Consider the following 24,163-nt stretch of genomic DNA (forward strand, 5'->3'; position numbering starts at 1 on the left):
TGCATTCAGTACAACCTACTACCAACCTGGATTTTGGACCAATTTCAACCCTCTATCCATTTCATATTGCGACAAGGGAAACCAATAATAAGCCGGTTTCCAGGCATAATTGGCCACGACCGTCTGTTTAAAGAAATCATTTCCATCCGCATCGACATTCAGTCCATGCTGGTCGCCCATCACCTGCGGTACAATTTTCCATCGTCTGACATCAAACCAACGGTGGCTTTCAAATGCCAATTCGATCCGACGTTCATCCCTTATTTTTTGAAGCAGCGATTGTCCAGTGGGTATAGGAAGTGCTTGCGAGCTCCCATATTCAGGTATCCCTGCTCTCTTACGGATCAAATTCAGATATTTCACAGCTTCAGTTTCATTTCCACCATATTCGGCCAATGCTTCAGCATAGTTCAGATAAACTTCTGCCATACGCATGAGTATAAAAGGTCGACTTGCCCTGACGCCTGTCAGCCTATTTGTTTCGGGCGAAACTCCCTTGAGCACGAGATAGCCCGTATGCGAATAGTCCTCCCCACCATTTTTCTTTCCATCTTTGCCCGAGTAGTTGAGCTCCACAGAAATCGAATCTTTAATATTACCGCCTTTATATTTCGCACCTTGAAATAAAATAGATGCATAGAAACGTGGCTCCCTATTGATGTACATATTTTGTACGCCATTCGTGGTGCCAGAATTTTTATAAAGACCAGACTCATTAATCTTGAGACCGTCTTTCATAAAATAATCGTCTACCATTTCCTGAAGGGGAGCAATACCATTCCAGCCCCCTGCAGATCGAGGAGAACAGTTATAATCCCAGTCCCAGAGTGAGTTACTTTTACGCGCAAAGATGACTTCGCTGTTCCAGGGACTTAGGAAAATACCTTTATAGGATTTCAATGGATCACGGCTGGCATCCTCATACAGTTGATAAGCATTCAGGTCGATCACCTCCTTAGCTGCATCAGCTGCCAATTTCCATTTCGCCTTATCAAAAGTTTGGGCGATGAGCGGTGTACCATCTGGATTTCTAAATCCGCTCTGCTCTGTATTGCCATTATATTGTGGACTAGCTGCATAAAGCAACAAACGGGCCCGATATGCGAGTGCTGCACCTTTTGTGGCCCTTCCCGCGTCACGCTCATGTGCATTGTTGATAGGCAAACCTTTAGCTGCTTCAGCAAATTCCTTTTCAACGTAAGACACACATACATCAAACGGCGACCTGGCCAACTGAAGTTCAGCATTCGGGGCATCCGCCGGCAGTTCATCCGGGCCAATCAGCACGCAAGGACCATACTGCCGTAAGATGAGAAAGTAATATAATGCGCGCAGAAAACGAGCCTCAGCTTTATATTGATCAATTAACCATTGACCGTCCACATTTAATATTTCTTCATTTTCATCAATATGGTTTAAGAAATAAGTAGCTGAGCGGATTCCGTTATAATAGTTCTGCCATTTATAAAAGGGACTTGTTGCTGCAGTCCAGTTACCTACATTCAGCTGGTATATGGTCCATTTGGCCCATGCAACATTAATTTCGTCGACATTACCGATCCAAGGATGTCCATTCCACTGGTCACTTTCATCAGGCACATAACTATAGATATTGGCCAAATATTCCTCTGATGGCCTTTTTTTTCTGAACACTTCTTCAATGGTTTGCCGGTCATCCGGGACTTGATCCAAAAAGGATTTGCAAGCATGTACTAGGAACAGGGTTGCAGTACAGATCAGACAAATTATTATTTTTTTCATTTTATTAAATTAAAAACGGCAATCAATACCAATGTTATACGTTTTGATCAGTGGGTACATGGCTCCTTTTCCATCACCCAATTCTACATCCCACAATTTAAATTTGCTAAATGTGGCCAGGTTATAGCCTATGCCATAGATTCTAAAGTTTTCCAGGCCAATCTTTTTCATCCAGGCTTTATCTTTCAAAGTATAGCTAATTTCGACATTCTGTAAACGCATAAAAGCACCGCTTTTTGTCCACCAGGTACTATTTTCATAGTTACTATTTACTGTAGAGGGATAAGTTAGCCGTGGATAGGTTGGATTGCTTGGATTCTTTTCTGGTGTCCATCGATCTTCAATATTGCTAAAAAGATTTCCGCGGGTGCCTTCTTTCTGAAAAGGCTGCAACCCTTCTCCGTTTGTGGCTATATCCACATTGGATATTCCTTTAAACCAAGCACCGACAGACCAATTTTTAAATGATAGAGAGGGTCCGAAGCCATATACAATTTCAGGCATTGATCCATACCCAATAGGGCCTTCGTCATAAGAATTGATGATGCCATCCCCGTTGAAATCTTTATATTTAATATCACCGGGTTTAATGCTCCCCGTTTGTTTGGGGCTATTGGCAATCTCTTCTTCGGACTGGAATAGCCCTAAAGCTGTTTTTCCAAAACGCTGGCCTAATTTACGGCCGATTCGTTGTTGCCATGGATAAGGCCAAAGAGCATTAGAGTCCTCTTTAATGATGGCTCTATTCCAGACAAAGTTGCCCCTAAATTGGAGAAAGAGACCATTACTCAGCGCTTTAGAAAGCTCCAAGGTACCATCAATCCCCCGGTTAAATATTGCGCCCAAATTACCGTAAGGCCTGTTTCTTATCCCGGTATAGTTAGGCAGATCGCCACGTTGCAGGAAAATTCCGGTCCGGTCTTCAAGGAAATAATCTGCAGTGAGTGAAATTGCATTATTTAAAAATTTCATTTCCAGTCCAAAGTTTGCCTTATTTGCTTCCTCCCAGGTCACATCAATCGGATAATCACCGATATCAAGCCCGTTGTAGGAATTGTCGGTAGTTTGGCCAAAAGAATAGCCATTGGTGCCCGTTACCGTCGCCAAATAGCCAAACCGACGACCGCCGATATTACTATTTCCTACCTTACCATAAGAAGCTCTTAGCTTGAAAAAGTTAACGGTTTGCTTGATTGGATCAAAAAATTTCTCACCCGAAACGATCCATCCAATGCCATAGGAAGGAAACAGGCCAAATCGGCTACCAGCCTTAAAGTTTTCCGCGCCATTATACCCCAGGTTGACCTCTGCAAGATAGCGGTCGTCATATGCCCAGGTACCACGTGCCGCGATACCTTGCAGGCGAAAAGGAATAGAAGAGATAAAATCACCTGCAAAGGCATCCACATAATCCCGCTGGTTATAGATCATCATACCTGTAACATTGTGTTTGCCAAAATCTTTGTTATAGTTGACTCCACCTTCCAGGTAAAATTGCCTATTACCACCATTGGCACGATTATATCCCAGATAGCTCGAACCAATACGTGTCTGTTCAAAAACCAATTTATCATCCGCGTCACGATGGGTTGCAAAATACGTGTCGACCGTTTTTGTACGCGAAATCTGATGTGTATTATTATTGTCGAAAGAAAACATCGCATAAGCGCTTAAGCCGTTCAACAAGAAATCCATGGGTTGAGTGATCTTGATGTTGGACCATAATTGGCTGGTGATATTGTTTACATAACCACTTTGTGTTAAGAGATCATAAGGGTTGCGCACTTCACCCCTAGGCATAGCGATGTAACCATTTGAATATTTAACCGGGATAACTGTAGGTGGCATAATATAGGCTGCGTCCCATATGGTGCTAGCGCTTACTCCTGGATAATTACCATTTGTCACATAGCCCATCGCACCAAAGTCTACCTTGGTATTTTTAAAGATGGTCATGGACAAATTACTTGTGAAATTAAACCGTGTAAATTTTATTTTGGAATTATATTGCGCCAGCTCATCCGTTTTGTACAATCCATTTTCATCGAAATACCCGAAAGACACATAATATTTGGTGCGTTCAGATCCACCATTGATGTTCATGTTGGCTCTTCGATTTTGCCCAAAATCATTAAACATCTCATTTAACCAATTTACGTTTGGGTTCAGATCAGGGTCGATGCCATTGGCCGTATTCTGAATTTTTTCATCCGAATAAAGGGGCATCCTTCCCGGGTTGGTATTCGCGTAAGCTTCATTGGCCATTTTTAGGTAGGTAACACCATCAGCGAATTGCGGGACTTTCGTAAACTGTGTTAGCCCTTGGTTATATTGAATATTTACTTTTGGTGCGCCGATCACGCCTTTTTTTGTTTCGATGAGGATGACACCATTCGCTCCTCTCACACCATATACTGCGGTTGCTGAGGCATCTTTGAGGATCGTAAAATTAGCGATATCCTCTGGATCTAGGTTATTGAGCGAGCGTTCTACCCCATCCACCAAGATCAGCGGGCTACTTCCTGTAAAGGTCGATATCCCTCTGATGTAAATATTAGAGGCATCATAACCAGGCTCGCCGCTACGCTGTACACCGATCACACCGGCTACACGTCCTGCTATCAAATTGGAAAGATTGCCAACGGGCTGTTTGAGATCTGAGGGGGTTATGGAAGACTGTGCACCGATGGTCGTCAATTTTTTTTGCGTACCGAATCCGACGACTACAACCTCCTCCAATTTGGACGAATCTTGGACAAGTGTCACATCAATCCGCTTCCGAGCACCTAACTGTATTTCTTGAGCCTTATGCCCAACATAGGTAAAGGTCAAGACACCACGAAGTGCGGGGAGATCCATAAAGTACTCCCCCTGTTTGTTTGTACTCGTCTGTTTACTTGTTCCTTTGAGCGCCACAGATACCGCTTCAATGGGGTTGTTAAATTCATCCGTCACACGCCCACGGATAGTTACTGTATCCTGCTGAGTCCAGTTGGACTTTTTGGGTTCCTTGAGCGGAAATAAAGTGATCAAGTTTGATTTTATCTCAAATCCGATATCCTGCTTATCTAAAAGCTGATTGAGAACAAGTGGCAGCTCCGCTTTATGGTAATGTACATTCTTTTTATCAAACGTTTTAAAATCCTTTGGATTATAAATAAAACTGTAATTGGTCTGCCTTTGGATATCCTCCAAAATTTCATTGATTGTTGCTTTCTCCTTATGAATGGAGATGGTCTGGGCGACAGTGGTGGCCATCAGCTGCAGCGTACTCAAGGCCAGTACGGCAGATCCGATCACTTTATTTGAAAAACGCCTATTCCTGTGCTTTAAATATTGCTGTTGTTTTAAAACATTCATGTTTTGGTTTATAAATTAGGGTTAATAGGTTTTTGGAATTTCATAAATTTAGCGCAAGGCTAAATCGTTTTAAAAAATTAATACATTTGGTAATCTTTCATAGGCATATTTTTTAATAAGTGGTAAAAATAAAATTAGTAACGTTGACGAAGTACCTTATCCGCATCTATATAGAAGCTACATGCCGCAATCTTTTCGATACTTTTGAGTACACTATTAACATCAATATCCCGGCGAATTTTAGCGTTTATCAACATATCGTCAGACAGTTTAGGTAGTTCTTTGACCTGAAATCCATACCAATTAGACAATTTGGCTATAACGTCCCTGATGGGCGTATCTTTAAAAATAAAATAACCGGACTTCCAGTCAATCACCGTAGCCTGATCGAAATCCTGCACGTCAATTTTATGATTTTTCTGATCAAATACTGCCTGGTCACCCGGTTTAAGTACGACCATACGACCGGCCAGATCCAATTTTACTTTTCCGGTTATAAGGGAGGTAACAATTGGCTGGGATGGATATGATTTTACATTAAATGCGGTTCCAAGCACCGTTATGGTCTGTTTATCCGTCTGTACACTGAAAGGTTGGTTATTGGCTAATGCTGCCGGGGTAACTTCAAAGTACACTTCGCCCGCAGATTTGACCGTCCTAGATTTTTCGCCAAAGTTGGAGGCAAATACCAGTGTAGACTGCGCATTCAACCAGGCTTTTGTTCCATCCGGCAATACAATTTTAAAGCTGTCTCCTATTCCTGTCGAAATGGATACCGGCATTTCTACCTGTTCGGATCTATTTGAAACCCGCTCATAGGTTAATACCCCTGCTTCGGCACGCCTGATCAGTCCACCCTGAAATGGCACCGAATCCCCTAATTTCAAGGCATTGAGCGAAACCACCTGGTCTTCACCCCAGGTTAGCCGAGACTGCGGAGTGGCAGCTGCGATCGCTGTTATATCCTGACGATCCCCAGGCCATATTTTATGCCACACATCCAGCTGATACACTACATAGGAAAGACCACAACAGATGATCAATGCAGCCACCCATTTGCGATAAACCAGTCTTCTTGGCCTGGACTGCATCTTTTTGATTCTTGGAATTACCAACACCCGATCGTCCAATCGATTTAAAAATAGGGGATCTATTCGGTTTTCTGCATGGTGAGGGAGCTGTTCGTCTATTTTCTGTCCGATGTATTCCTTTAACTGATCCTGCTCATCCGGATGGTCTACCGCGTTGAGGATCTGTTCAAGTTCATCTTTATTTATATTTCCTGACAGCAGCCTATCTACTGCTTCATTTAACTTTTGATTCATTCCAGCTTTGTTGCTTATGTCGTAATATATACGGACAGGAACAAAAAAGTGCTCAACTTTTTTATTAAAAAATCAACAAAACACACAAGCAACTAATAAACAAGTGATTAAGATATTAAATCCAGACAAAGAAAAATCAGAATGAGATCATTTTTATCAAAGTCACGAAAATACGATTTTAGAAACACATTGGTACGGTAGATATACGAGTGGATCGCTGCCTTGGTGAGCCCATACATTTCTTCCAATTCCTTGTAGGACTTTTGTTCCAATTTAAATAAGATAAAAATTTCACGTTGTAAGGCCGGGAGCCTACTCAAGGCATTCATTAAAATTTCTTTCTTCTCCTTGGCGGCAATTTCGAGTTCGATGGGCGAATAGAATTGATCGAGCTGGATTATAAATTTTTCTTTGGCACTTTCATCATATTTAAGTTTTCTGAAAAAATCAATGATCAGATTTTTCAAGATCCTAGTCAACAATGGTTTTATGGATCGATCTTCCTGCAACTTTCCCTTTATTTCCCACAATTTGGAAAACAACTCCTGGATCACTTCCTCTACCAGATCCTCCGATTTAAGAAATCTAAATGCATGGTAAACTAAGGCTTGGCGATTGGCATAATAGATGGTATTAAAAGCTTCATAACTTCCATTTTTTAAATCAATAATCACTTGCTTTTCATTATCAATAACATTCAAGCCCATAAGTTGGTAAAAAATTTTGGTAAATAATTAAAACGACCGTTTTCCAAATGTAATCATTACAAATTAAATCCACATTACTTCCTTTCCGAAGAGGTATAAAATTTATACTATTGCTTCAACGCAGAAAAAAAGAAAAAGCAGATACCACCAAATTTACTAATATGACCCGCTACGTTTTTTTTTTTGAAAGCAGGCAAAAAACTGCAAATTGTATTTTGTTAGATAGCTCAAATTTTCTTTATTATCCTTATCTTTATTCCACTAAAAAAGCCTCTAACTCACTTTAGATTTATAACACATGGAGATTTTGTCATAATGGAGAACGAACTAGATGCGCTAAAACTAAAGATCGCCGAGCTATCCGATTTTATTGAAAATGGTTCGGTGCCCCTTCACCGTGTTGATGGAAATGGTATAATCATATGGGCCAATCAGGCCGAATTAGATTTACTTGGCTATAGAAAAGAGGAATATATCGGCTTTCCAATCCGGGATTTCCATGCAGATCTATCCGTAATACAAGAAATACTAACGCGGCTATTAAATAACGAGACCCTGCGTGACTTTCCGGCCCGGCTTAAGTGCAAGGATGGATCAATCAAGCATGTCTATATCAGCTCAAATGCCTTAATGGTCGACGGCAAATTTATCTATTCCAGGTGTTTCACGAAAGACGTTACCAAGCTAATCGAAGAAGAGGAACGACGAGTGGCCGAAGAAGGACGAAAGAATAAAATTGTACTTCTCCTCAAAAAAAGTGAAGAGCGGTTACGGATGGCCATAGCTGCAACGGATCTAGGCACCTGGGATTGGGTGCTCGAAACAGGAAAAATATACTTTTCTCCAGAAGCAAAGCAAATGCTGGGGCTTACCTTCGATGAAAATAGTATCTATGCCATTTTGAACCATATTTATCCTGAAGATCGTGTTATCGTGGATCAGGTGCTCCACAATTTACAAAACGCCACGGCCGATGAAAATTTCAGTTTTACCTGCAGGGTACTAAAAGCAGGACAAACTGTGCCTTCCTGGATTGAAGTTCGGGGAACAGCTCATTTTGAAGGCAGCACCACGCTCAATAGAATAATTGGTTCCATCCTGGACGTTACCGAAAGAAAAGAAGCTGAGGAAAATAATGCCCAGTTGGTAGCCATCGTCAATTCGTCTTATGATGCCATTGTCGGCAAAACATTGGAAGGCATTGTCACGAGCTGGAATGATGCCGCAGAACAGGTATTTGGTTTTTCGGCACAAGAAATGATTGGCCAGTCAATTTTAAAAGTTATTCCCGAAGATCGCTGGCATGAGGAAGACTTCATTTTAGAGCAATTGAGATCGGGCGAATCTATCCGGCATCTTGAAACCAAACGGAAGACCAAGGGTGGGAAATTGATCGATGTATCGCTTACGATTTCCCCAATAAAAAATACAGCTGGCCAAATCACCGGAATATCAAAGATTGCGCGTGATATTACATACAAGGTACAAGAGGAGCAAAAGAAAAATGACTTTATCTCCATGGTCAGCCATGAATTGAAAACACCGCTTACATCAATTTTACTCTGCGCGCAGGTCATGCAAAGAATGAGCCGTAAAAGCGAAAATGATTTGGCAGCTAAAATGGCCCAGAAAATTGAAGGCCATACGGGGCGTATGTCGGCAATGATTCGCGACTTCCTGAGCTTGGCCCGTATCGAAGAAAGTAAAATACAGCTCCGAAAAGAAATGGTGCCACTTGACGGCCTCCTACAAGAGATCAAGGAAGAAGCATCTTTTATGACCGAGCAGCACCACATCCAACTTGTCTGTGACAATTCACATATGGTCTATGCAGATCGCGATAAAATTGGTCAGGTGCTGAACAATCTGGTCAGTAATGCCATAAAATACTCTCCCGAAGGTGGGAAGGTAACAATAGGCTGTGAGGATTTTGACGATCATTTAAAGATCTATGTCAGTGATGAGGGCGTCGGGATAAGCAAATCCGATCAGAAAAAATTATTTGAACGCTTTTATCGTGTTGAAAACGACACCCTTGCAAGTATTTCAGGTTTTGGCATCGGCCTCTATATCGTTGCCGAAATCCTCAACTATCACGACTCAAAAATTGAGGTGGAAAGTGAACTCGGTAAAGGCTCGACCTTCTCCTTTTTACTACCGAAAAATGAGCAATAAGTAATAATGGATAACGGATTTTATTTAAAATTACCATTATCCATTATCTGATCAACTACTATCGTGTGGTATACCCACCGTTGGCAAAAATAGTCTGCCCGGTGATCCACCAACCATCCGTTACCAAGAACTCGACCAAAGGCGCGATATCTTTGATATCTGTCAGTCCACCCAATGCCGACGCAGATTTGTGGTAGGCTACTGCATCATCACTCTCCTGTCCGTAAAAGAAAGGTGTATCCATCGGCCCCGGAGCTACTGCCGTCACAGAGATGCCCCTACTGCCAAATTCTTTGGAAGCCGCTCTTGTAAAATGCTCTACCGGAGCCTTAGCGCCTGCATACGTTGAATACAATCCGGTATATGCAGCCAGCAAGGAAGTCACAATCGTACAGATTTTACCGTGATCATTCACTTTCTTGCCCGCTTCCTGTAGGAAGAAATACGCCGATTTTGAATTGATCCCGAACATGGTATCATATTCAGCCTCTGTCGTTTCCACAAATGGCTTTTTCAAAACCATACCCACGGTGTTGATAGCGATATCAATTCCACCGAAAGTCTTTATGGTTTCATCAAAAAACTTAGTGATATTATCTACCTGAGTCAAGTCTCCCTGAAATAAAAATGCTTCAGCACCTAAGGCCTTTACCTCAGCCAATGTTTTTTCACTTTCTGCTTTTGAGCTTTCACTATTAAAATGAATAGCCAGCTTTGCTCCTTTTGCTGCAAAATCTCTGCTTAATAAACCGCCAAGGTTTTTACCACCTCCAGCAATCAGGACTACTTTCCCTTTTAAATCGTTGTGTGCCATAATCTTTTTTCTTTTATATATAATTAAAGCTACAAAAACTGACGGAATATTCCGTCAGTTTTAATCAAAAAAAATTTTATGCCTTTATGGAGTCCCAGCACATTTGTAAAAACAGCGCTATTGTAGCATCATCGATGTCCATCTTTTCATCCAGGGCCCACAAGAGCCATCCGTTGATCGTACTAAAGGTAAATAACCGCAGGCGTCTGGCGGTTAACGGCTTGAACAAATTCTGCTCCAGGCCCATCGCATACAATTCGTCAAATTTCAGAAAGTCCATCATGGCGACTTCATGAATCTCTTTTGTTAAGATCGGTGATGCTGCAAATTGATAAGAAAACTGAAACTCCAGGGGGTGCTCAAGAAAATAACGAATCACCCTTTCCCAAAGAAAATCAAACTGGCTACGGAGACTGCCCTGTTGTGTATACTTGTTGAAAATATACGCAGACTCCTCGGATTTCTGCGTTATCCAGATTTGCTGTACGATCTCTTCCTTGCTATTAAAGTTTCGGTATACGGTACCGATACCCACGTTTGCTTCGGCTGCTATCTGGGCAATGGTAACTGCATGCAACCCTTGGGTTACGAAGAGTTTAAGGCCCGCTTTTAATATTTGTTCTCTTTTCAAATTAAATTAAATAATGTCGCAAATTTAACAAAATATCTTCTGAATAAACTATTACAACATATTTTATGAGGTATATTCTCGAACTAGGGGCAGCCCACTGCCGCTTCCGTAAACCGAAAAATATTCACGTATTCCTATGTCTCTAAAGGCAGAAATATTATCTTTAAGACTCAAAGCACATTAGACGATTAAAATAAAAAATGACAGACAACAAAGACATCATCTCCATAGTGGAGGTGCAGCTCCGGAATTTTATCGAATCCAGAAGACCAAAGGATGATGAGGTGCGAAAGAAGTTGGATTTTGGATACAGCTGGGATGGACAGACTGCCTTATTGTTTGAGATACGCCCGCAATGGAATAATCCAGCTCACATACTACATATCGAATTTGCGAAAATAAAATATGTAAAATCTAGCAAGCAATGGAAGCTTTATTGGCGACGAGCCTCCAGTAAATGGGAGGCTTACGAAGCTATACCATCAAGTGATCATCTGCAGGAGCTGCTGACTGAGATCAGCCATGATGGTTATGGCTGTTTTTTCGGATAAAAGCTAATATCAAAAAGCAGTCTATGTCATGGAAATAGACTGCTCTTTAGCTATCTAAAATGCCGGCCAAATACGCCAGTTATAGAAAATCCATCAGAAAGAAATCGATGGGTAGGAAGCAATATCCCAAGTCATCACTACATTTTTGTAGTTTTTGAAATGACCTTTATCCCATTTGGTGATGTGGTACCCTTTACAAAATTTACAGTAGTAAGCCCTTTTGCAAGCCGGTTTGCCCATGCGATGTTTGACACGCTTGCCGTCTTTATTCCTGATGCGTGTCATAAATTTAAAATTGATCATCCTCCATTTTGCTTCGATCAACGACGGAAATGCTACTTTACCCGTGGCACGGCATTTCCAAGTGTTACTTTTTAGGTTTTCCATAGCCAATATTTTAATATTATTGATTTGTACTATTATCCTTTTCAATAGGCACCTGAAGCATTACCCAGTCTTTTATCCTACGCGAGATGGTCGACGAAACCACAAAACTGTCTGTATCTCCAAACGGTACGTGCAAAATAATCCGAAGCCGGCCGCCCTTCAATTGATAACAGGCCTTAATCATATCCAATGGGATCGCGTGATGCCGGTCTATTTTCTGTACAAAGCCGCGCGTATCGCGCACAATTTCGTTCAGACTACGTTGCTCACAGCCTATTCCCTCATTCATATCGCTATTCAAAAATAATTTGACGATCGGCGTATTATTGGTCTTCTCGAACAAAAATATACCTAGCTCATTGTACATAATCTTTTTGGTCAGGTATCTGTTGTTTAGCAAAAATTCCTCCTCAAGCGTATCCATTCCTTTCAACAGTGCGAGGTCTATTTCTTCGGTCATATCCCCTTCTTTTTCTTGCTCATCTGTTTTGGAAGGCTCTTCTTCATCCAGCTGAGTGTCGGACAAGTGTGCCGATTGCGGCTCTTTCTGCGCTGATAATCTTTGTTCCAGATGCTCCACTCGCTTTTCCAGTTCCCCGACATAAGTCTCCCTTTTGTGATACACGGACGAATAAAAAAAGATCGCATAGCCCATATTAAAAAACAACATCCCGCCCAAGATCACCAGGAGCGGTAGCCATATCCACTCGCTTTTGGGCGGGGCAACGGGTCTTATGATTGCAAATAAAAATATCGTAGGCAACAAAACGCAAAAGAAAAACTGTGCCCCCAAACGATCACCAAAATTATGCAGCCAGCTTTTTCGCTTGTCCAATAGCTTGATCATCGTGCGCGTGTAAAAGAGCGCAACAGCAATGATCATCACATAGAATAGATAACTCAAGATCAAGGGACTATCCTCAAACCAGTCCGATAGCGCAGCGATGTGACCAATATACCAACAAATCCCCCCGAAAAGGACCGAGGCAATGCATACCCATATAAAATCCGGATAATGCACATGCACCTCCGTATCTTTTGAATACTTGACCTGTTGGATACTTTCCATAATCTACGTTTATATATAGGACAAAAACCCTTACCGATCTCATAGATAAAAAATAGGTTAGATTTTAATCCAGCAAAAATTTCTTTCAAATAGGAATTTTATATTATAAATTTAGTCAATATTTTAATAATCAGTCCATAAAAGTAGAAATACTACCCCCATACCCGATTTTTGCAAGTCAATAAAATACGCCAAAACAGGAAAATTTAGTACTTTATTGTACAGATAATATCCTTCGTTGCAAAAAGACATGCTTTAATGTAGAAAACATGTGCTTGTTGAAATAAAGATGATCTTCAGGCAGAATAAGCCCCTTTATAGGTAATTTTAGCATACAGCAATTTACTGATATTAAAAACCACGCGTATGGAAACCCCAAAGCCAACGATACAACGGTTCACCCGCAATTACATCCTGATCTGTGTAGCGGTCCTCGTTACCTTATATGGTCTATTCATTGCACCAACATTCCCATTAAGAGTATATAGCATAGGTGTCCTTGTACTATTTATACCTTTTTTAGAGATCCGTAATCAAAGCGTGGTACTCCAGTTATTCTTTGTTTTCTTTATCTGCATCCAGATCAGCAGCATTGCACTATTTGACCGTATGCCCTATGAGCTACTGCTCAGCTCACAGCCCTTTGGACCAGCTTTTATACATGCCCTTCCTGCTGCGCTACTCTGTTGTGCCGCGGCTAATATCCTACTGTTCAAGCATGTGAATATCGTAAAACTATATACCGTCCAGTTTCCCATTATGCTTATTGCCTGTACCTGGTATATCCGCATGGTTCTGATCCTCAATAATTGCCAGCATACAGCGGAGGCCAAGAATGTACAGATTACGGCTGTTGTCGTTCAGAAATGTCCTCTGTGCTGTGATATCCATGAGCTCCTACTTTCTTTTTCTTACGAAGGACGACAATATCAGCTACCGATGGACGTACATCCCAAACTTTATGAAAAAGCAAAAGAAGGCGATAAGCTCAATCTCCAGCTGCATCCCGGTGTATACGGTTGGCCTTGGTACCACAAAGATATCAAAAGGAGGTACCAATGATTGTAAGTCTATACCAGCTCACCCTGATGATCGAAACATTACATCGTGTCGATCCGACCGAGATACCAGCAAGGCTATACAGTATATCGGTAGCTTGTTCGGACAATTTCCCGTTAGCACTACATGCCCACAGAGAGGCTGGCAATATAGACAGAGCCAGCAATGCCGTACGTTTATATCATATACAGTTGCTCTGGCTACACCAAAAGCTGACGGCATTCTGTACTGAGAAAGGTATTGAAGACCGGAGTGCGTTAACTTCATTGGAGGAACTGCTGGAGCGTATTGAATTTTTATTTAAAAATGATATCGATCCCACGACCAACCTGCCCAGCCATTACCGGGACAAGATCAGTACCTATGTCTACAATCGCATACCAGCTATTTTTGATCGGCTGGCGAAAAAGAATATTCCACTGGTCTATCTCCATGAAATCCATTCGGCCATCGACAGCCTATTTGAGGAGGGCAAGATTCCTTATATCCAGTACCGCCATCAGGAATATCTGATACAGTTGCTGGATGCACTAGCGCAACTGGCCGAAGATAACCGACAGAGAAAAAACTGGCATTGCCGCTTTTTGATCCTGATGATCAATTTCAATTTTAACCATATGGGATTTTTCAATCGTTGGAAAGAGTTTTATCAGACCGATCCCATTTTTATGGAAAATTTATTACGGTTTCCAAAACATTTCTCCTGCATACGGGACTTTGCATACGATAGTAACCGTAGTAGTCTACTTAAACTGATGTGCGAATATGTGCAAACGGAGCTATCCCAGTCTCAGCAGACATCATCAGAAAAAGATGAAGAACAATTTATACACAGCAATTTCAATGGCAAGGAGCTCAAGCTCTGGTTACATTTGTGCGTAAAAGCCAATATTACGCGTTCGTCTGAGAAAAAGGAGGTCGCTGCGGAGTTTTCAAAACTCATCAAGACCAAAGAAGGTATCCTGCTGACGCCACATACCCTGACCAAAATGGATAAAAGTGTGGAGTATGCTGCTGCCGTGCGTATTCTCCGGACATTAAACAACATGCAGGCAGAACTGCGCGAGCTATTCCCGGATTTAAAAAGGTAAAAAAAAGAAAAATCATAAAAAGTAGGGGTATTCACCCACTACCCCTGCAATTGCCCCTTATCCTACTGCCATAAATAGTGGCTAAGATAATTTCCTGCCCCCATAGTCCCTTTCGGCATATTTGCAAGCATTTTACCCATGGTACCCCCTTCCCTTTCCTGAAACTTGTTTAAAGCCTATTTGCAGGAATGATGAGCATGAAATACTACCCCTGCGAAGCGCTATTATCTGCGCTACCTTTGATTTAAGGCGTACGAGAAAGTAGATGCTGACGCTCAGGCAGGCCGCTGTACCTAATGGAGGGGCAGGTACGGCGCCCTGTTTTTAAAGAAAAACGAAAAATAATAAATGACACAGTACAAATAATTAGAACTATGGAAGCGAATAAAACAAGCAGCATGATATATAAGATCCTTCGAGCGGTAATGATCCTGTTTTGGATCTATGTAGGCATAGACAAGATCTGGCAGCTGGGCGCATTTCGGATCGCCCTCGAGCAGCAGCCAGTAATCAGTTATCTGGCTCCGATACTCTTTTGGTTACTTCCGCTGATGGAAATCGGTGTAGGGATATTGCTAGCCATGCCAGTAGCCCGGCTACGTGCATGGGGATGGAGAGCCTCCACCCTATTGATCATCGTTTTTACGATCTATATTGGATTAGGCGTATTGAATGTCTATGCACAGAAACCCTGTATGTGCACGAGCTTTCTGAGTGGTATCTCCTGGACTGCACATCTATTGATAAATATCCTGATTCTTGGCCTTTCTATCATAGGATTGGTACTGCATCGGAGAATAGCCAAATATGGCGAGTGCGCATTGACCGGCAAAACAAACATCGCACTATTTCTAATTGGCTTCGTGGCAATGGGAGCCATCAGCCACAGGAACATCCACTATACAAAGTCAAAAGATATGTGGTATGCACCAGACAGTCTCTATTATTATCCAGCACATAACGACGTCAGTAGGCCTATAGTAGGCAGCCTGGCATACGGATACGATCGGTATACAGAACTGTACCGACAATTATTTACCAAAAAGTTGCAGGCCAGCACTTTCACTAATCAATTTCTGGCCTGCAGTACAGAAAGGAGGGTAGCAACATGCTAACCAAATTTTTAAACAATTATGGCTACATGATATTAGGAGGAGCCATGATTATCGGATTCTCAGCATTTAAAGGTGCTGAGGCTTATGCAGGAAAAAGTTTAGCTCCTGTGACACTTTATTTTCACGGAAGCACCAGTTCTTCATCAGATGTGCAAAATCAATCACTTTGGACTGAAAAAACAAATGATGAGGACTGCGGGTCTGGAAATAATGCAGCCTGTGCCATGGAGGCCGACGCTTCCGATCTTACGGGTACCCCTGGTTCTCGTTCTTTAAATCCGAGCAGGATTACACTGAATGCGAATGCAGTTGGTTCGCAATTCATTCCGTCGAAAAATACAGCGGCAAGTGATCCTAGTAGCCAACCTATATCCCCAATCAATAAGTTATAGGTGAGGAATGCAGTTTTAATATGTTTAGACTGCAAGAGTGCCCCCGGATCGATTTTTCCGGGGGCATTCCATTAAATGTTAAAAGGAATTTTGTTCTATCCCAGTCAGCAGAATAATATCTGTCGGCAAAGGTAAAGCATACCGATTTGAATTCGGCTCCAACTCATACCTGGTTCCATTCATATACCGCATCAACTTAAGGTTTTCGCCATCATATTTATTATAACGTTTGATATCCATCCATCGCAGCCCGCGCATCAGTAACTCTTTCCGCCTTTCTTTCTTTATCAACTTGAGGGCACTCTCTTGGTCAAGACCGACGTATGGGATGAATTCTCCCTTTTTTATTCGCTTGATCAGTAACGTGTTCAGATCATCCAAACCACGGTCAACATTTCCCCTTCGGATATTAGTTTCTGCCCGTATTAAAAATAGCTCATCGACGGCCATTCCGCCGAATAGGTTGAAAGCGGACGTATAATTGCCCTTAAAACTATGGAATCCATTTCTAGCTTTAAAGAACAGCGCTTTCCGAATATCATTATTCCCATAGCTTGCGCACAGCGTTGTATCCACGAGACCATAGCTGGGATGTAGATTAGGGTAGGATGTTGTCAACTGGGCATAAAAAACGGTCTCTTTGTTCAACCGAGATAAAGGATAAGGTTTCAACAAATCTGTAGCGGAAAAGTCATTATAGTCAATCAAGTCTTTCTTAATCGCTAAGGCCTTATCCACATAGTAGAACGCACTATCATACTTTCCAATAGAGAGATAGGTTCTACTCAATGCCCCATAGCAGGCTATTTTTGATGGTCGCATAGGCGATTCAGCGAGTTCAGGAAGTAATCCTGCAGCTGTTACTAAATCTCCGATTATCTGCCGGTAACAGGCTGATACCGTACTGCGTTTCGAAGGTACCGACTGGTCCGAGGTCTGCCGCAATACGATTCCAAGATCGATGTCGGAAGTCTGTGGATCCCATGGCTTGGCGTACACCCACATTCCTTGCAAATACTGGTAAGCCCGATAAAAGAGTGCCGCTCCTTTTATTCTATCTTTTTCACTTTTTACACCTTCGATCTTTGGTAATGCATCCAGTACCACGTTAACCTGATATACCGGAACGTACATCAACGCCCAATCATCCGGATAATTGTAGGGAAAACCTGACCAAGTATAAAATCCCCGCGACTGATCATCCACCGCATTAAATTCCTTTTCAGTGAAGAAATAGTCATCCGAATGGATATCTCCAAATACAGGAACATTCATGTTCATATCAATCGAATTATCCAATATTCCTTGTAGACTTTCAAGTGTATTTGGACTTTGAAGCGAGAAATTTGATTTTTCTTCTAGAAACTTACTGCACGACAGCAAAGTAAACAAGAACAGTAAAGTCACCAACAGCCCGATTACATTATAATTTATATTCATAATTTATTTATTTAAAAACTGACATTAAGCCCTATGGCATAAGTAGGATTAGGTGTTAACCGCCCAGGAAAATCAGGATCTATGCCTTCTTTATTTCTTTTCCAGATCAGCCCTAAATTACTGGCATTGAAAAACAAACGGGTATTTAACTTTTTGCTACCCAACTGCCACAGGTTCCTCCAAGAGAGATTGATATATTCCAGACGGACATGATCCCCTTGCAGCACATTGACGGAACTTTCCTGATAAAAAGCATCGCGATTCGCATCAATGGGATATTTTATCCGAGGTACTTGCGTATAGTTTTCGTCTCCCGGGGACTGCCATCTCTTATCGTAATCTGAATAAGCTTTACCATATAAATAAAAATTACCACTAGTAGTTGCTTGCTTACTGAAATAGTAATCCGCTTTAAAAGAAAGGTTAAATGATAGCTCAAAATTCCTATAGGAAAACGTATTGATCAAATTTCCAAATAATTGTGGGACAGAAGATCCTACAAATACAATTGTCTGATTATCGCCTGTTTCCCCTACTGTTGAATTTCTGATTTTTTGATAATCGGTCGACAGCTCATCATCGAAGAATCCTTGTGGATCACCGTGTTCGTCCAGTCCGCCCCAATTAAAGGCAGCGATGGAATTGAGCGGCCTACCAACTATTGGTATAGTACTCGTGCCATTTCCAACTAAATTGATGAGCCCAAACTGGGTATTGTAATATTCCAGCACTTTATTTTTATTCAAGCTTAGAAGCACGGCAGGCCGCCAGCTAAAGCTCGGAGTCCTGATGGCTTCGACAGTTAAGTTCAACTCAGCTCCCTGACTTCCTATCGAAGCATTATTTTTTACTGTGGTGTTGGCCTTTCCAAACACTGTATAATCAATTAATGAATTGCCATAGAGATCTGTGCTCTTTTTCACATAATAATCAAAGCTTCCCGTGATTCTACTTTTAAAAAGTCCAAATTGCAGTCCCAAATTTAACGTGCGCACCTTTTCCCACCTTAAAGATGGATCATTCAGGGTGCTGATCACAAAAGCAGGATAATTGGTATATCGTCCGCTGGTCGTTTCAGCAACCGGAAGAGGAGTTCGCGAAGGGTCTATATTGCCGCTATAGCCGTAGGTGGCTCTCAGCTGCAGCGCATCTACCGCCTTCCAGTCAGCGAACTTTTCCTTTCTGATCTGCCAGCTTGCGCCTACCGACCAAAATGGATTAAATTTATCATTGGTATTTACACCGAACACGTTAGCCCCATCCTTTCGTATACTGACCGAGAACCCGTAGCGCTGCTTGAATAAATACGCTACATTTGCATAGTGAGACACAAAACGATTCAGGGATTTCATAAGCGAAACATTTCCCTGTATGGAGGAAAATCCGCCTGCAGGCAGTGTCGGATAGAAGTTGGCGTAATCCACTACTTTCGTGCGTATCGGATCAGCGCTATAACCATAGGAAATACTTGTGGAACCCTTTGATAATACTTCTCTTATTTCTGCACCTAAAATCCCATTGATATGATGAACTCCGAATGATCGGTTAAAATTCAGTTGCCCTCTCCATGTATACGAACTAATATCCCCATTGTTAAGATCATAAATTCCTCCAATAGGAATCGGATGTGATACCAAACCAGATTGCGGGTCAATACTGGAAAAAATATTGATCATATTCCGAGCATAATAACTTTCCGCTTGTGCGATCCTTTCCGTTACTTTTCGCTGGATCTGATATTGATAAGATACGGTTGCCGTTAAGTAAGGCTTGATATTATATTTAGCCTGTAAGACTGCATATAATTCATTTTTCCGTGTTGTCGCACGATCTAGCTCATAATCATGCAATGGGTAATAATTCCAGTCCAACAGTTTATCTCCATACAGTTCATTGAGATAATTGCCTCGGTAGCCCTTATTAAAAGGCAATGCTTCACCCTGCGAATTTATAAATTCGAAGAAAGGCACATATTTGCCACTATATTTAAACTGATCAAATACGGATGTACCACTGCGTTGTTTCTGCGTGAGAAAATTCACATTGAGATTCAACTCCAATTTGTCCTTCCAGTGAAATGAATTATTGAGGTAAAGATTGATTTTATTGTCTTTAGCCCTATTTTCAGAGAGATCCATGGTATTACCAACACCAAAGTTATATCTTATCACGGGTGAAGCACCAACGATATTAGCAAAAGACTGTTGTAAAAATGGATTACTTAGAAAAGCATCTCTATAAGCCGCTTTACCATCCATTGCCAATAGTTTGGCAATCCTATCTATTGAGTCCTGCACCGAAATCAATCCCCTGCGCCGCGCCAGGAAAACTTCGGCTGTAGGCGTCAAGGCAAGGTATGGACTCTGATCAATCCTCCCATCATAGTAGCCCGCATTGAAAAGCTCCTGTTCGGCCAAGATATAATCCAAATTAGCTGGCTGATATAATTTACTATAATCCGTTATGCGTTTAGTCGTGATGGTATGGGAAATATTGACAGTTGTCTTTTGCAATTTATTGGCGCCGTTGATACTGGTGAGCACAATGACACCGTTACCAGCACGTGCACCCCATATCGAAGTGGCAGCGGCATCCTTGAGCACAGTAACCGAATTAATGCTATTAGGATCGATATTATCGATATCTCCTTCATAAATAAAGCCATCGAGTACGATCAAAGGATCTTTAGAAGCCTCAATGGTGCTAAGGCCCCGAATCGAAATATTAAGCTTTTCATTGCGATTGGGCTTAAATTCGAAAGTCCCCTTTCGGAATCCCGGTGTCAGATTATTTAAACGGTCCAGCATGTTGGTCCCCACCTGCTGGTCGAGCGTCTTTTTATCCAATACCTGAAAGGAACCTGTCATTTCGTTGGGGCGGAGCTGCTGGTAGCCCGAACTGACCATCACTTCATCCAATACATTAGCCATAGGTACTAGCACAACGGTCAGGCTTGAAGTTCCCGATTTATATAAAATCGTTTCACTATGATAGCCAATATGGCTAACCAATACGCTGTCACCATGATTTACTCCTATCACAAATCGGCCCCCTTGATCGGATTTTGTTTTGCTATTTTTTCCCAAGAGAATAATGGAGGCACCTTCAATGGGCTTTTTATTTTCGCTACTGATTACCCGACCCGTTACCTGAGAGTTAAGGTTTTGTCCAATAGCAAAGTTTGCTACCCCTGAAATGATCAGGAATAACACTATTAATATGAATGTTTTCATGCCTATATCCCCCTATCTGCTGAGAAATAAACATACTCCACTTCCTGCGGCACTACAGTTATCTTGGCTCCAAGCTGCTCAAACAAATGCAAAAGCTGTGCATCGTTATGATCCAGTAAATCCGCTGGCAGATCGAAATCAACATTTATGTTTTCAATATCGCCAAGCAGAACAGGTTTATTTAGCAACCATGACAATACATGAAAACTATTGCGGAGAGGCAAGTTTTGAATAAACTTCTTGTTATTCAAGGCATCAATTGCTTCAAGTGGTATTTGGCCCTTGGTTTTGAATTGTCTGACTTTCGGCGTAGAGTCAATACGCCATACATCGATCACTTCTTTCCTGATTTCCCATCTAACCCCAAAATTGTCCTGAATATCATGGATCATTTTCCGGTACGGATCAAAATCTATGCGGTCTTTCGGGTAGCGCAAAAAATAACAGTATTCATCGATGTAACGCTGAGGTGTCTTGAGTTTCCTACGGATTTCCTTACCTACATTGTTCTCAAATACCCAGAGATTGCGGTCTATACGATGCCCCGATTCACTCAAGTATTCATAAATGCGCATGGCTATCGATGAATTAAGAAACGTAAATTCCTTTTCATTTCCTCTTTCTTTTATCTGGACGCCCATTTCGCGGATCCCCTCCCTACGTTTGCTCAGGTAAGAGGAGAATAATTTGAGCGTATCCGACGATACACTATCTTGGACTTTATACCTAAAATCGTCCTTCATATAGAGATTCGCTTTCTTGCCATCCAAAATCTGGCGGACATTGGCCTCCTGAAGCTCGGTTGTGTACGTAATTGCTTTGACGACACGGTCGTTTCCGATCCACACGACATGCGGTAGTCCACGATGAGGAAATAGAGCATTGAATACAGTATCTCCGATGAGATACGGAAACTGAACATTGAGCTGATAAGAATTTTTATATTTTGTGAGCACCTTATCAATTCGTGCCTGATCATCGCGCGTTCGTTTGCAGTTGACTAGCAGCACGTCAAACTCATTTTTGAAAGTAGCCTTCAGCTGATCCAATTTAGGAAAGCTTTCGAGACAATTGGTACACCAAGTAGCCCAAAAATCTACGATAATCAGTTTATTATCCTGATAATCACTCAGAGAAATTGATGATCTCCCTTTACTGTCATTGTAAACAGGCATTTTGAGGTCCCAGAGGCTTTGAGGGATAGTATCCCCTATTCCAAGCGGCTTAATCTCGGATAGCCCATCGGCCCCGCTGTCCTTGCGGGGCGTCTGAGCCGATAAACTAAACATAGAAACTATCATTAAGAGCAGGCATGTCAGAGACATACGATATCCCTTTCCGTAACCTGCAACTACTGAAAAGTATTTTAAAGCCTTCTGAGCACTTGTTTTCTTTTGAACAACTAAATACTCATTCCCATACACTCGAGTGCCACAGAACACCTGTAAACCCTCTGATTTCAAACGGCATCCATCTCCTCCACTTACCATATCTGTATTCCGCATTTTTGCACGCATTTCCGATGCACTTCCAAGCTTATACCTGAAGTTTACCAGAAAGCTACCGAAAGCCTGTATCTGTTTGGTAGCCTCCCGGTACCTCTTTAGTAGCTCTTTAGTACCTTTCCAGTACCTTTTCAGTACACTCTCAGTACACTCCCGGTAGCTAAACCGTGAATCAATGATACCTTTAGTGGCAGGGAATAGACCACTTAAGTACCTACCAACTCCTGACCAACTTCGTCCGCTCTTCGAGTGCTGTTCGGGTGATACGTTGGTTTTTCTCGGGGCGCTACCGAACAAAGCCAAAGGAAAAGTAATGCAAAACCAATGGCTAGGCAGAATAAAGTAAGGTGTTGATAGGGTATTGGTCAAAAGAAAGTCCGAAGGTGGTACGGCTCCATTAGTCAGCACCCGACCAGTACTCTTACAGTATGATCTGTCAGAGTATCTGGCAAGTGCTTGGCAGATGTAGGTAAAATATAGACGTAATCGAATCGGTATCGCAACAACTTTGGCTCTTCGGCCAGGCTTCGACTCCGTTTCGGGTCTTCTTCGGGACTCGTTCGAGACATGTTCGGCTACGCTTCGACTCGGCTTCGGCTCCGCTTCGAGTGGGCTTCGGCTCGCACTCGAAGGGCAGTCGAACAGCAGCCGAAGCAACCCCGAAGAAGGGGCGACGCAGTCTCGAAGCAGGTTCGAAGAACTGTCGAACAGCCTTCGAAGACCAGCCGAAGAAAACCTTGGTCTTGTAAACTTCTGTATCAACTTTTCTGTTGTTAGCTTACTTCCAATAATCAAGTATGTATATAGCAGCAGAAAAGCACTTTGATAGCACGTTTTTCCTTTGTAAATATGCTTACGCAACATTTGCGTAAATAGTACTATATCTGTGCTTAAGGAGTGCTTTGTCCGTACTGGAAATATGCTGGTAAAATATAGCCTAAAAAGCACTACTAATTTAAAGGCCAGAGGCCATAATTTTTTGGATTTAATTTGGTTTGAGTAAGAGGAATCTTGTCCAGTAGGCAGTTCTCTCCCACCCTTGTAAAAACTGTTCATTTTTAAAGGTGTTGAGGGCTGTGACCTGCTGACACGGTTCTTTTTACTGATACTTACAAACGTATCCTCTTGCTCCTAAGCCTAGCTTAGGTCACAAATAAAAAAATTGTTGTAAATGCGGGAAGCGCAAGACGTTAAATGACAGTTGCAAATATATAATTGGTTCGATACGTCTTCAGCAGCAAAAAAGTCATTGTATGACTTTGGTCGCCGAGCTACTCGGGGGCAGTGATGATGTTCTTTGATTGTTGCTTTTTGTTCATAACTCGTTTGTTTATAAAAACGAGTCTTTTGGCAGATGTTAGAAACAGCAATGGCGTGACATCCAACCTACCGCTGTGAGGCCCTGAGAAGCCGTGGAACGAGTAAGCGGACGCCACGCCATTGCCGACGGGCGTTTGATTCCACTTATCGCCTTGTTCCATTTGAAATTTCTCAGGTTTCACAGCCAAGACTCATAAGTGCATCCACCTGTATGAGATGGTGCAAATG

At 42.0% G+C, this 24,163-nt stretch carries 17 protein-coding genes; 6 read left to right on the forward strand and 11 right to left on the reverse strand.

Features of this window, described 5'->3' with window-relative positions:
* Positions 1–18 precede the first annotated feature (18 nt).
* The 4 genes from B4A24_RS10145 to B4A24_RS10160 form a co-directional block, all read right to left on the reverse strand.
* Positions 19–1,761 (reverse strand): RagB/SusD family nutrient uptake outer membrane protein, encoded by a 1,743-nt coding sequence (locus B4A24_RS10145; protein WP_293944693.1) that lies wholly within the window; start codon positions 1,759–1,761, stop codon positions 19–21.
* A gap of 9 nt (positions 1,762–1,770) precedes the next feature.
* On the reverse strand, positions 1,771–5,121 hold the full coding sequence (locus tag B4A24_RS10150; protein WP_293944695.1) for a SusC/RagA family TonB-linked outer membrane protein: 3,351 nt from the start codon (positions 5,119–5,121) through the stop codon (positions 1,771–1,773).
* A 134-nt stretch (positions 5,122–5,255) separates the two neighbouring features.
* Positions 5,256–6,446: a FecR family protein gene (locus tag B4A24_RS10155; protein WP_293944697.1), complete on the reverse strand. Its 1,191-nt coding sequence runs from the start codon at positions 6,444–6,446 to the stop codon at positions 5,256–5,258.
* 107 nt (positions 6,447–6,553) lie between these two features.
* Positions 6,554–7,153, reverse strand: a complete 600-nt coding sequence (locus B4A24_RS10160; protein ID WP_288811659.1) for an RNA polymerase sigma factor — start codon at positions 7,151–7,153, stop codon at positions 6,554–6,556.
* Between the two features lie 315 nt (positions 7,154–7,468).
* On the opposite strand from B4A24_RS10160, the gene B4A24_RS10165 reads away from it, so the two are divergent.
* Positions 7,469–9,328, forward strand: a complete 1,860-nt coding sequence (locus B4A24_RS10165; RefSeq protein ID WP_293944699.1) for a PAS domain-containing sensor histidine kinase — start codon at positions 7,469–7,471, stop codon at positions 9,326–9,328.
* Between the two features lie 58 nt (positions 9,329–9,386).
* On the opposite strand, the gene B4A24_RS10170 is transcribed toward B4A24_RS10165, so the two are convergent.
* Positions 9,387–10,142 (reverse strand): SDR family oxidoreductase, encoded by a 756-nt coding sequence (locus B4A24_RS10170; RefSeq protein WP_293944701.1) that lies wholly within the window; start codon positions 10,140–10,142, stop codon positions 9,387–9,389.
* Positions 10,143–10,218: 76 nt separating this feature from the next.
* Complete coding sequence (locus B4A24_RS10175; protein ID WP_293944703.1) at positions 10,219–10,773, reverse strand: TetR/AcrR family transcriptional regulator; 555 nt, start codon at positions 10,771–10,773, stop codon at positions 10,219–10,221.
* 200 nt (positions 10,774–10,973) lie between these two features.
* On the opposite strand from B4A24_RS10175, the gene B4A24_RS10180 reads away from it, so the two are divergent.
* Complete coding sequence (locus tag B4A24_RS10180; RefSeq protein ID WP_293944705.1) at positions 10,974–11,324, forward strand: DUF3024 domain-containing protein; 351 nt, start codon at positions 10,974–10,976, stop codon at positions 11,322–11,324.
* 93 nt (positions 11,325–11,417) lie between these two features.
* On the opposite strand, the gene B4A24_RS10185 is transcribed toward B4A24_RS10180, so the two are convergent.
* Positions 11,418–11,711, reverse strand: coding sequence for a hypothetical protein (locus tag B4A24_RS10185; RefSeq protein ID WP_120259802.1), 294 nt, complete (start codon positions 11,709–11,711; stop codon positions 11,418–11,420).
* Positions 11,712–11,727: 16 nt separating this feature from the next.
* Entirely contained in the window at positions 11,728–12,780 is a 1,053-nt protein-coding gene (locus B4A24_RS10190) for a hypothetical protein (protein ID WP_293944706.1), read from the reverse strand.
* 366 nt (positions 12,781–13,146) lie between these two features.
* On the opposite strand from B4A24_RS10190, the gene B4A24_RS10195 reads away from it, so the two are divergent.
* The 4 genes from B4A24_RS10195 to B4A24_RS10210 all read left to right on the forward strand — a co-directional run bounded on the left by B4A24_RS10195 (position 13,147) and on the right by B4A24_RS10210 (position 16,437).
* Entirely contained in the window at positions 13,147–13,842 is a 696-nt protein-coding gene (locus B4A24_RS10195; RefSeq protein ID WP_293944707.1) for a hypothetical protein, read from the forward strand.
* Positions 13,839–14,930, forward strand: coding sequence for a hypothetical protein (locus B4A24_RS10200; protein ID WP_293944708.1), 1,092 nt, complete (start codon positions 13,839–13,841; stop codon positions 14,928–14,930). The genes B4A24_RS10195 and B4A24_RS10200 overlap by 4 nt, the downstream gene beginning before the upstream one ends.
* Before the next feature lie 398 nt (positions 14,931–15,328).
* Complete coding sequence (locus B4A24_RS10205) at positions 15,329–16,045, forward strand: MauE/DoxX family redox-associated membrane protein (RefSeq protein ID WP_293944709.1); 717 nt, start codon at positions 15,329–15,331, stop codon at positions 16,043–16,045.
* Positions 16,046–16,071: 26 nt separating this feature from the next.
* Entirely contained in the window at positions 16,072–16,437 is a 366-nt protein-coding gene (locus B4A24_RS10210) for a hypothetical protein (protein WP_293944710.1), read from the forward strand.
* A 78-nt stretch (positions 16,438–16,515) separates the two neighbouring features.
* Here the strand turns inward: B4A24_RS10210 and B4A24_RS10215 are convergent, their stop codons facing one another.
* From B4A24_RS10215 to B4A24_RS10225, 3 genes are read right to left on the reverse strand one after another with little or no spacing between them, the layout of a single operon-like run.
* A complete protein-coding gene (locus B4A24_RS10215) occupies positions 16,516–17,877 on the reverse strand; it encodes a RagB/SusD family nutrient uptake outer membrane protein (RefSeq protein WP_293944711.1) in 1,362 nt (453 codons plus the stop codon).
* An 11-nt stretch (positions 17,878–17,888) separates the two neighbouring features.
* The gene (locus B4A24_RS10220; protein ID WP_293944712.1) at positions 17,889–21,110 is read right to left on the reverse strand and encodes a SusC/RagA family TonB-linked outer membrane protein; all 3,222 of its coding nucleotides are present in this window, start codon (positions 21,108–21,110) and stop codon (positions 17,889–17,891) included.
* Between the two features lie 2 nt (positions 21,111–21,112).
* Positions 21,113–23,671, reverse strand: a complete 2,559-nt coding sequence (locus tag B4A24_RS10225) for a TlpA family protein disulfide reductase (RefSeq protein ID WP_293944713.1) — start codon at positions 23,669–23,671, stop codon at positions 21,113–21,115.
* Positions 23,672–24,163: the final 492 nt, after the last annotated feature.

It is taken from the genome of Sphingobacterium sp. UBA7249, assembly GCF_002472835.1.
Lineage (GTDB): Bacteria > Bacteroidota > Bacteroidia > Sphingobacteriales > Sphingobacteriaceae > Sphingobacterium > Sphingobacterium prati.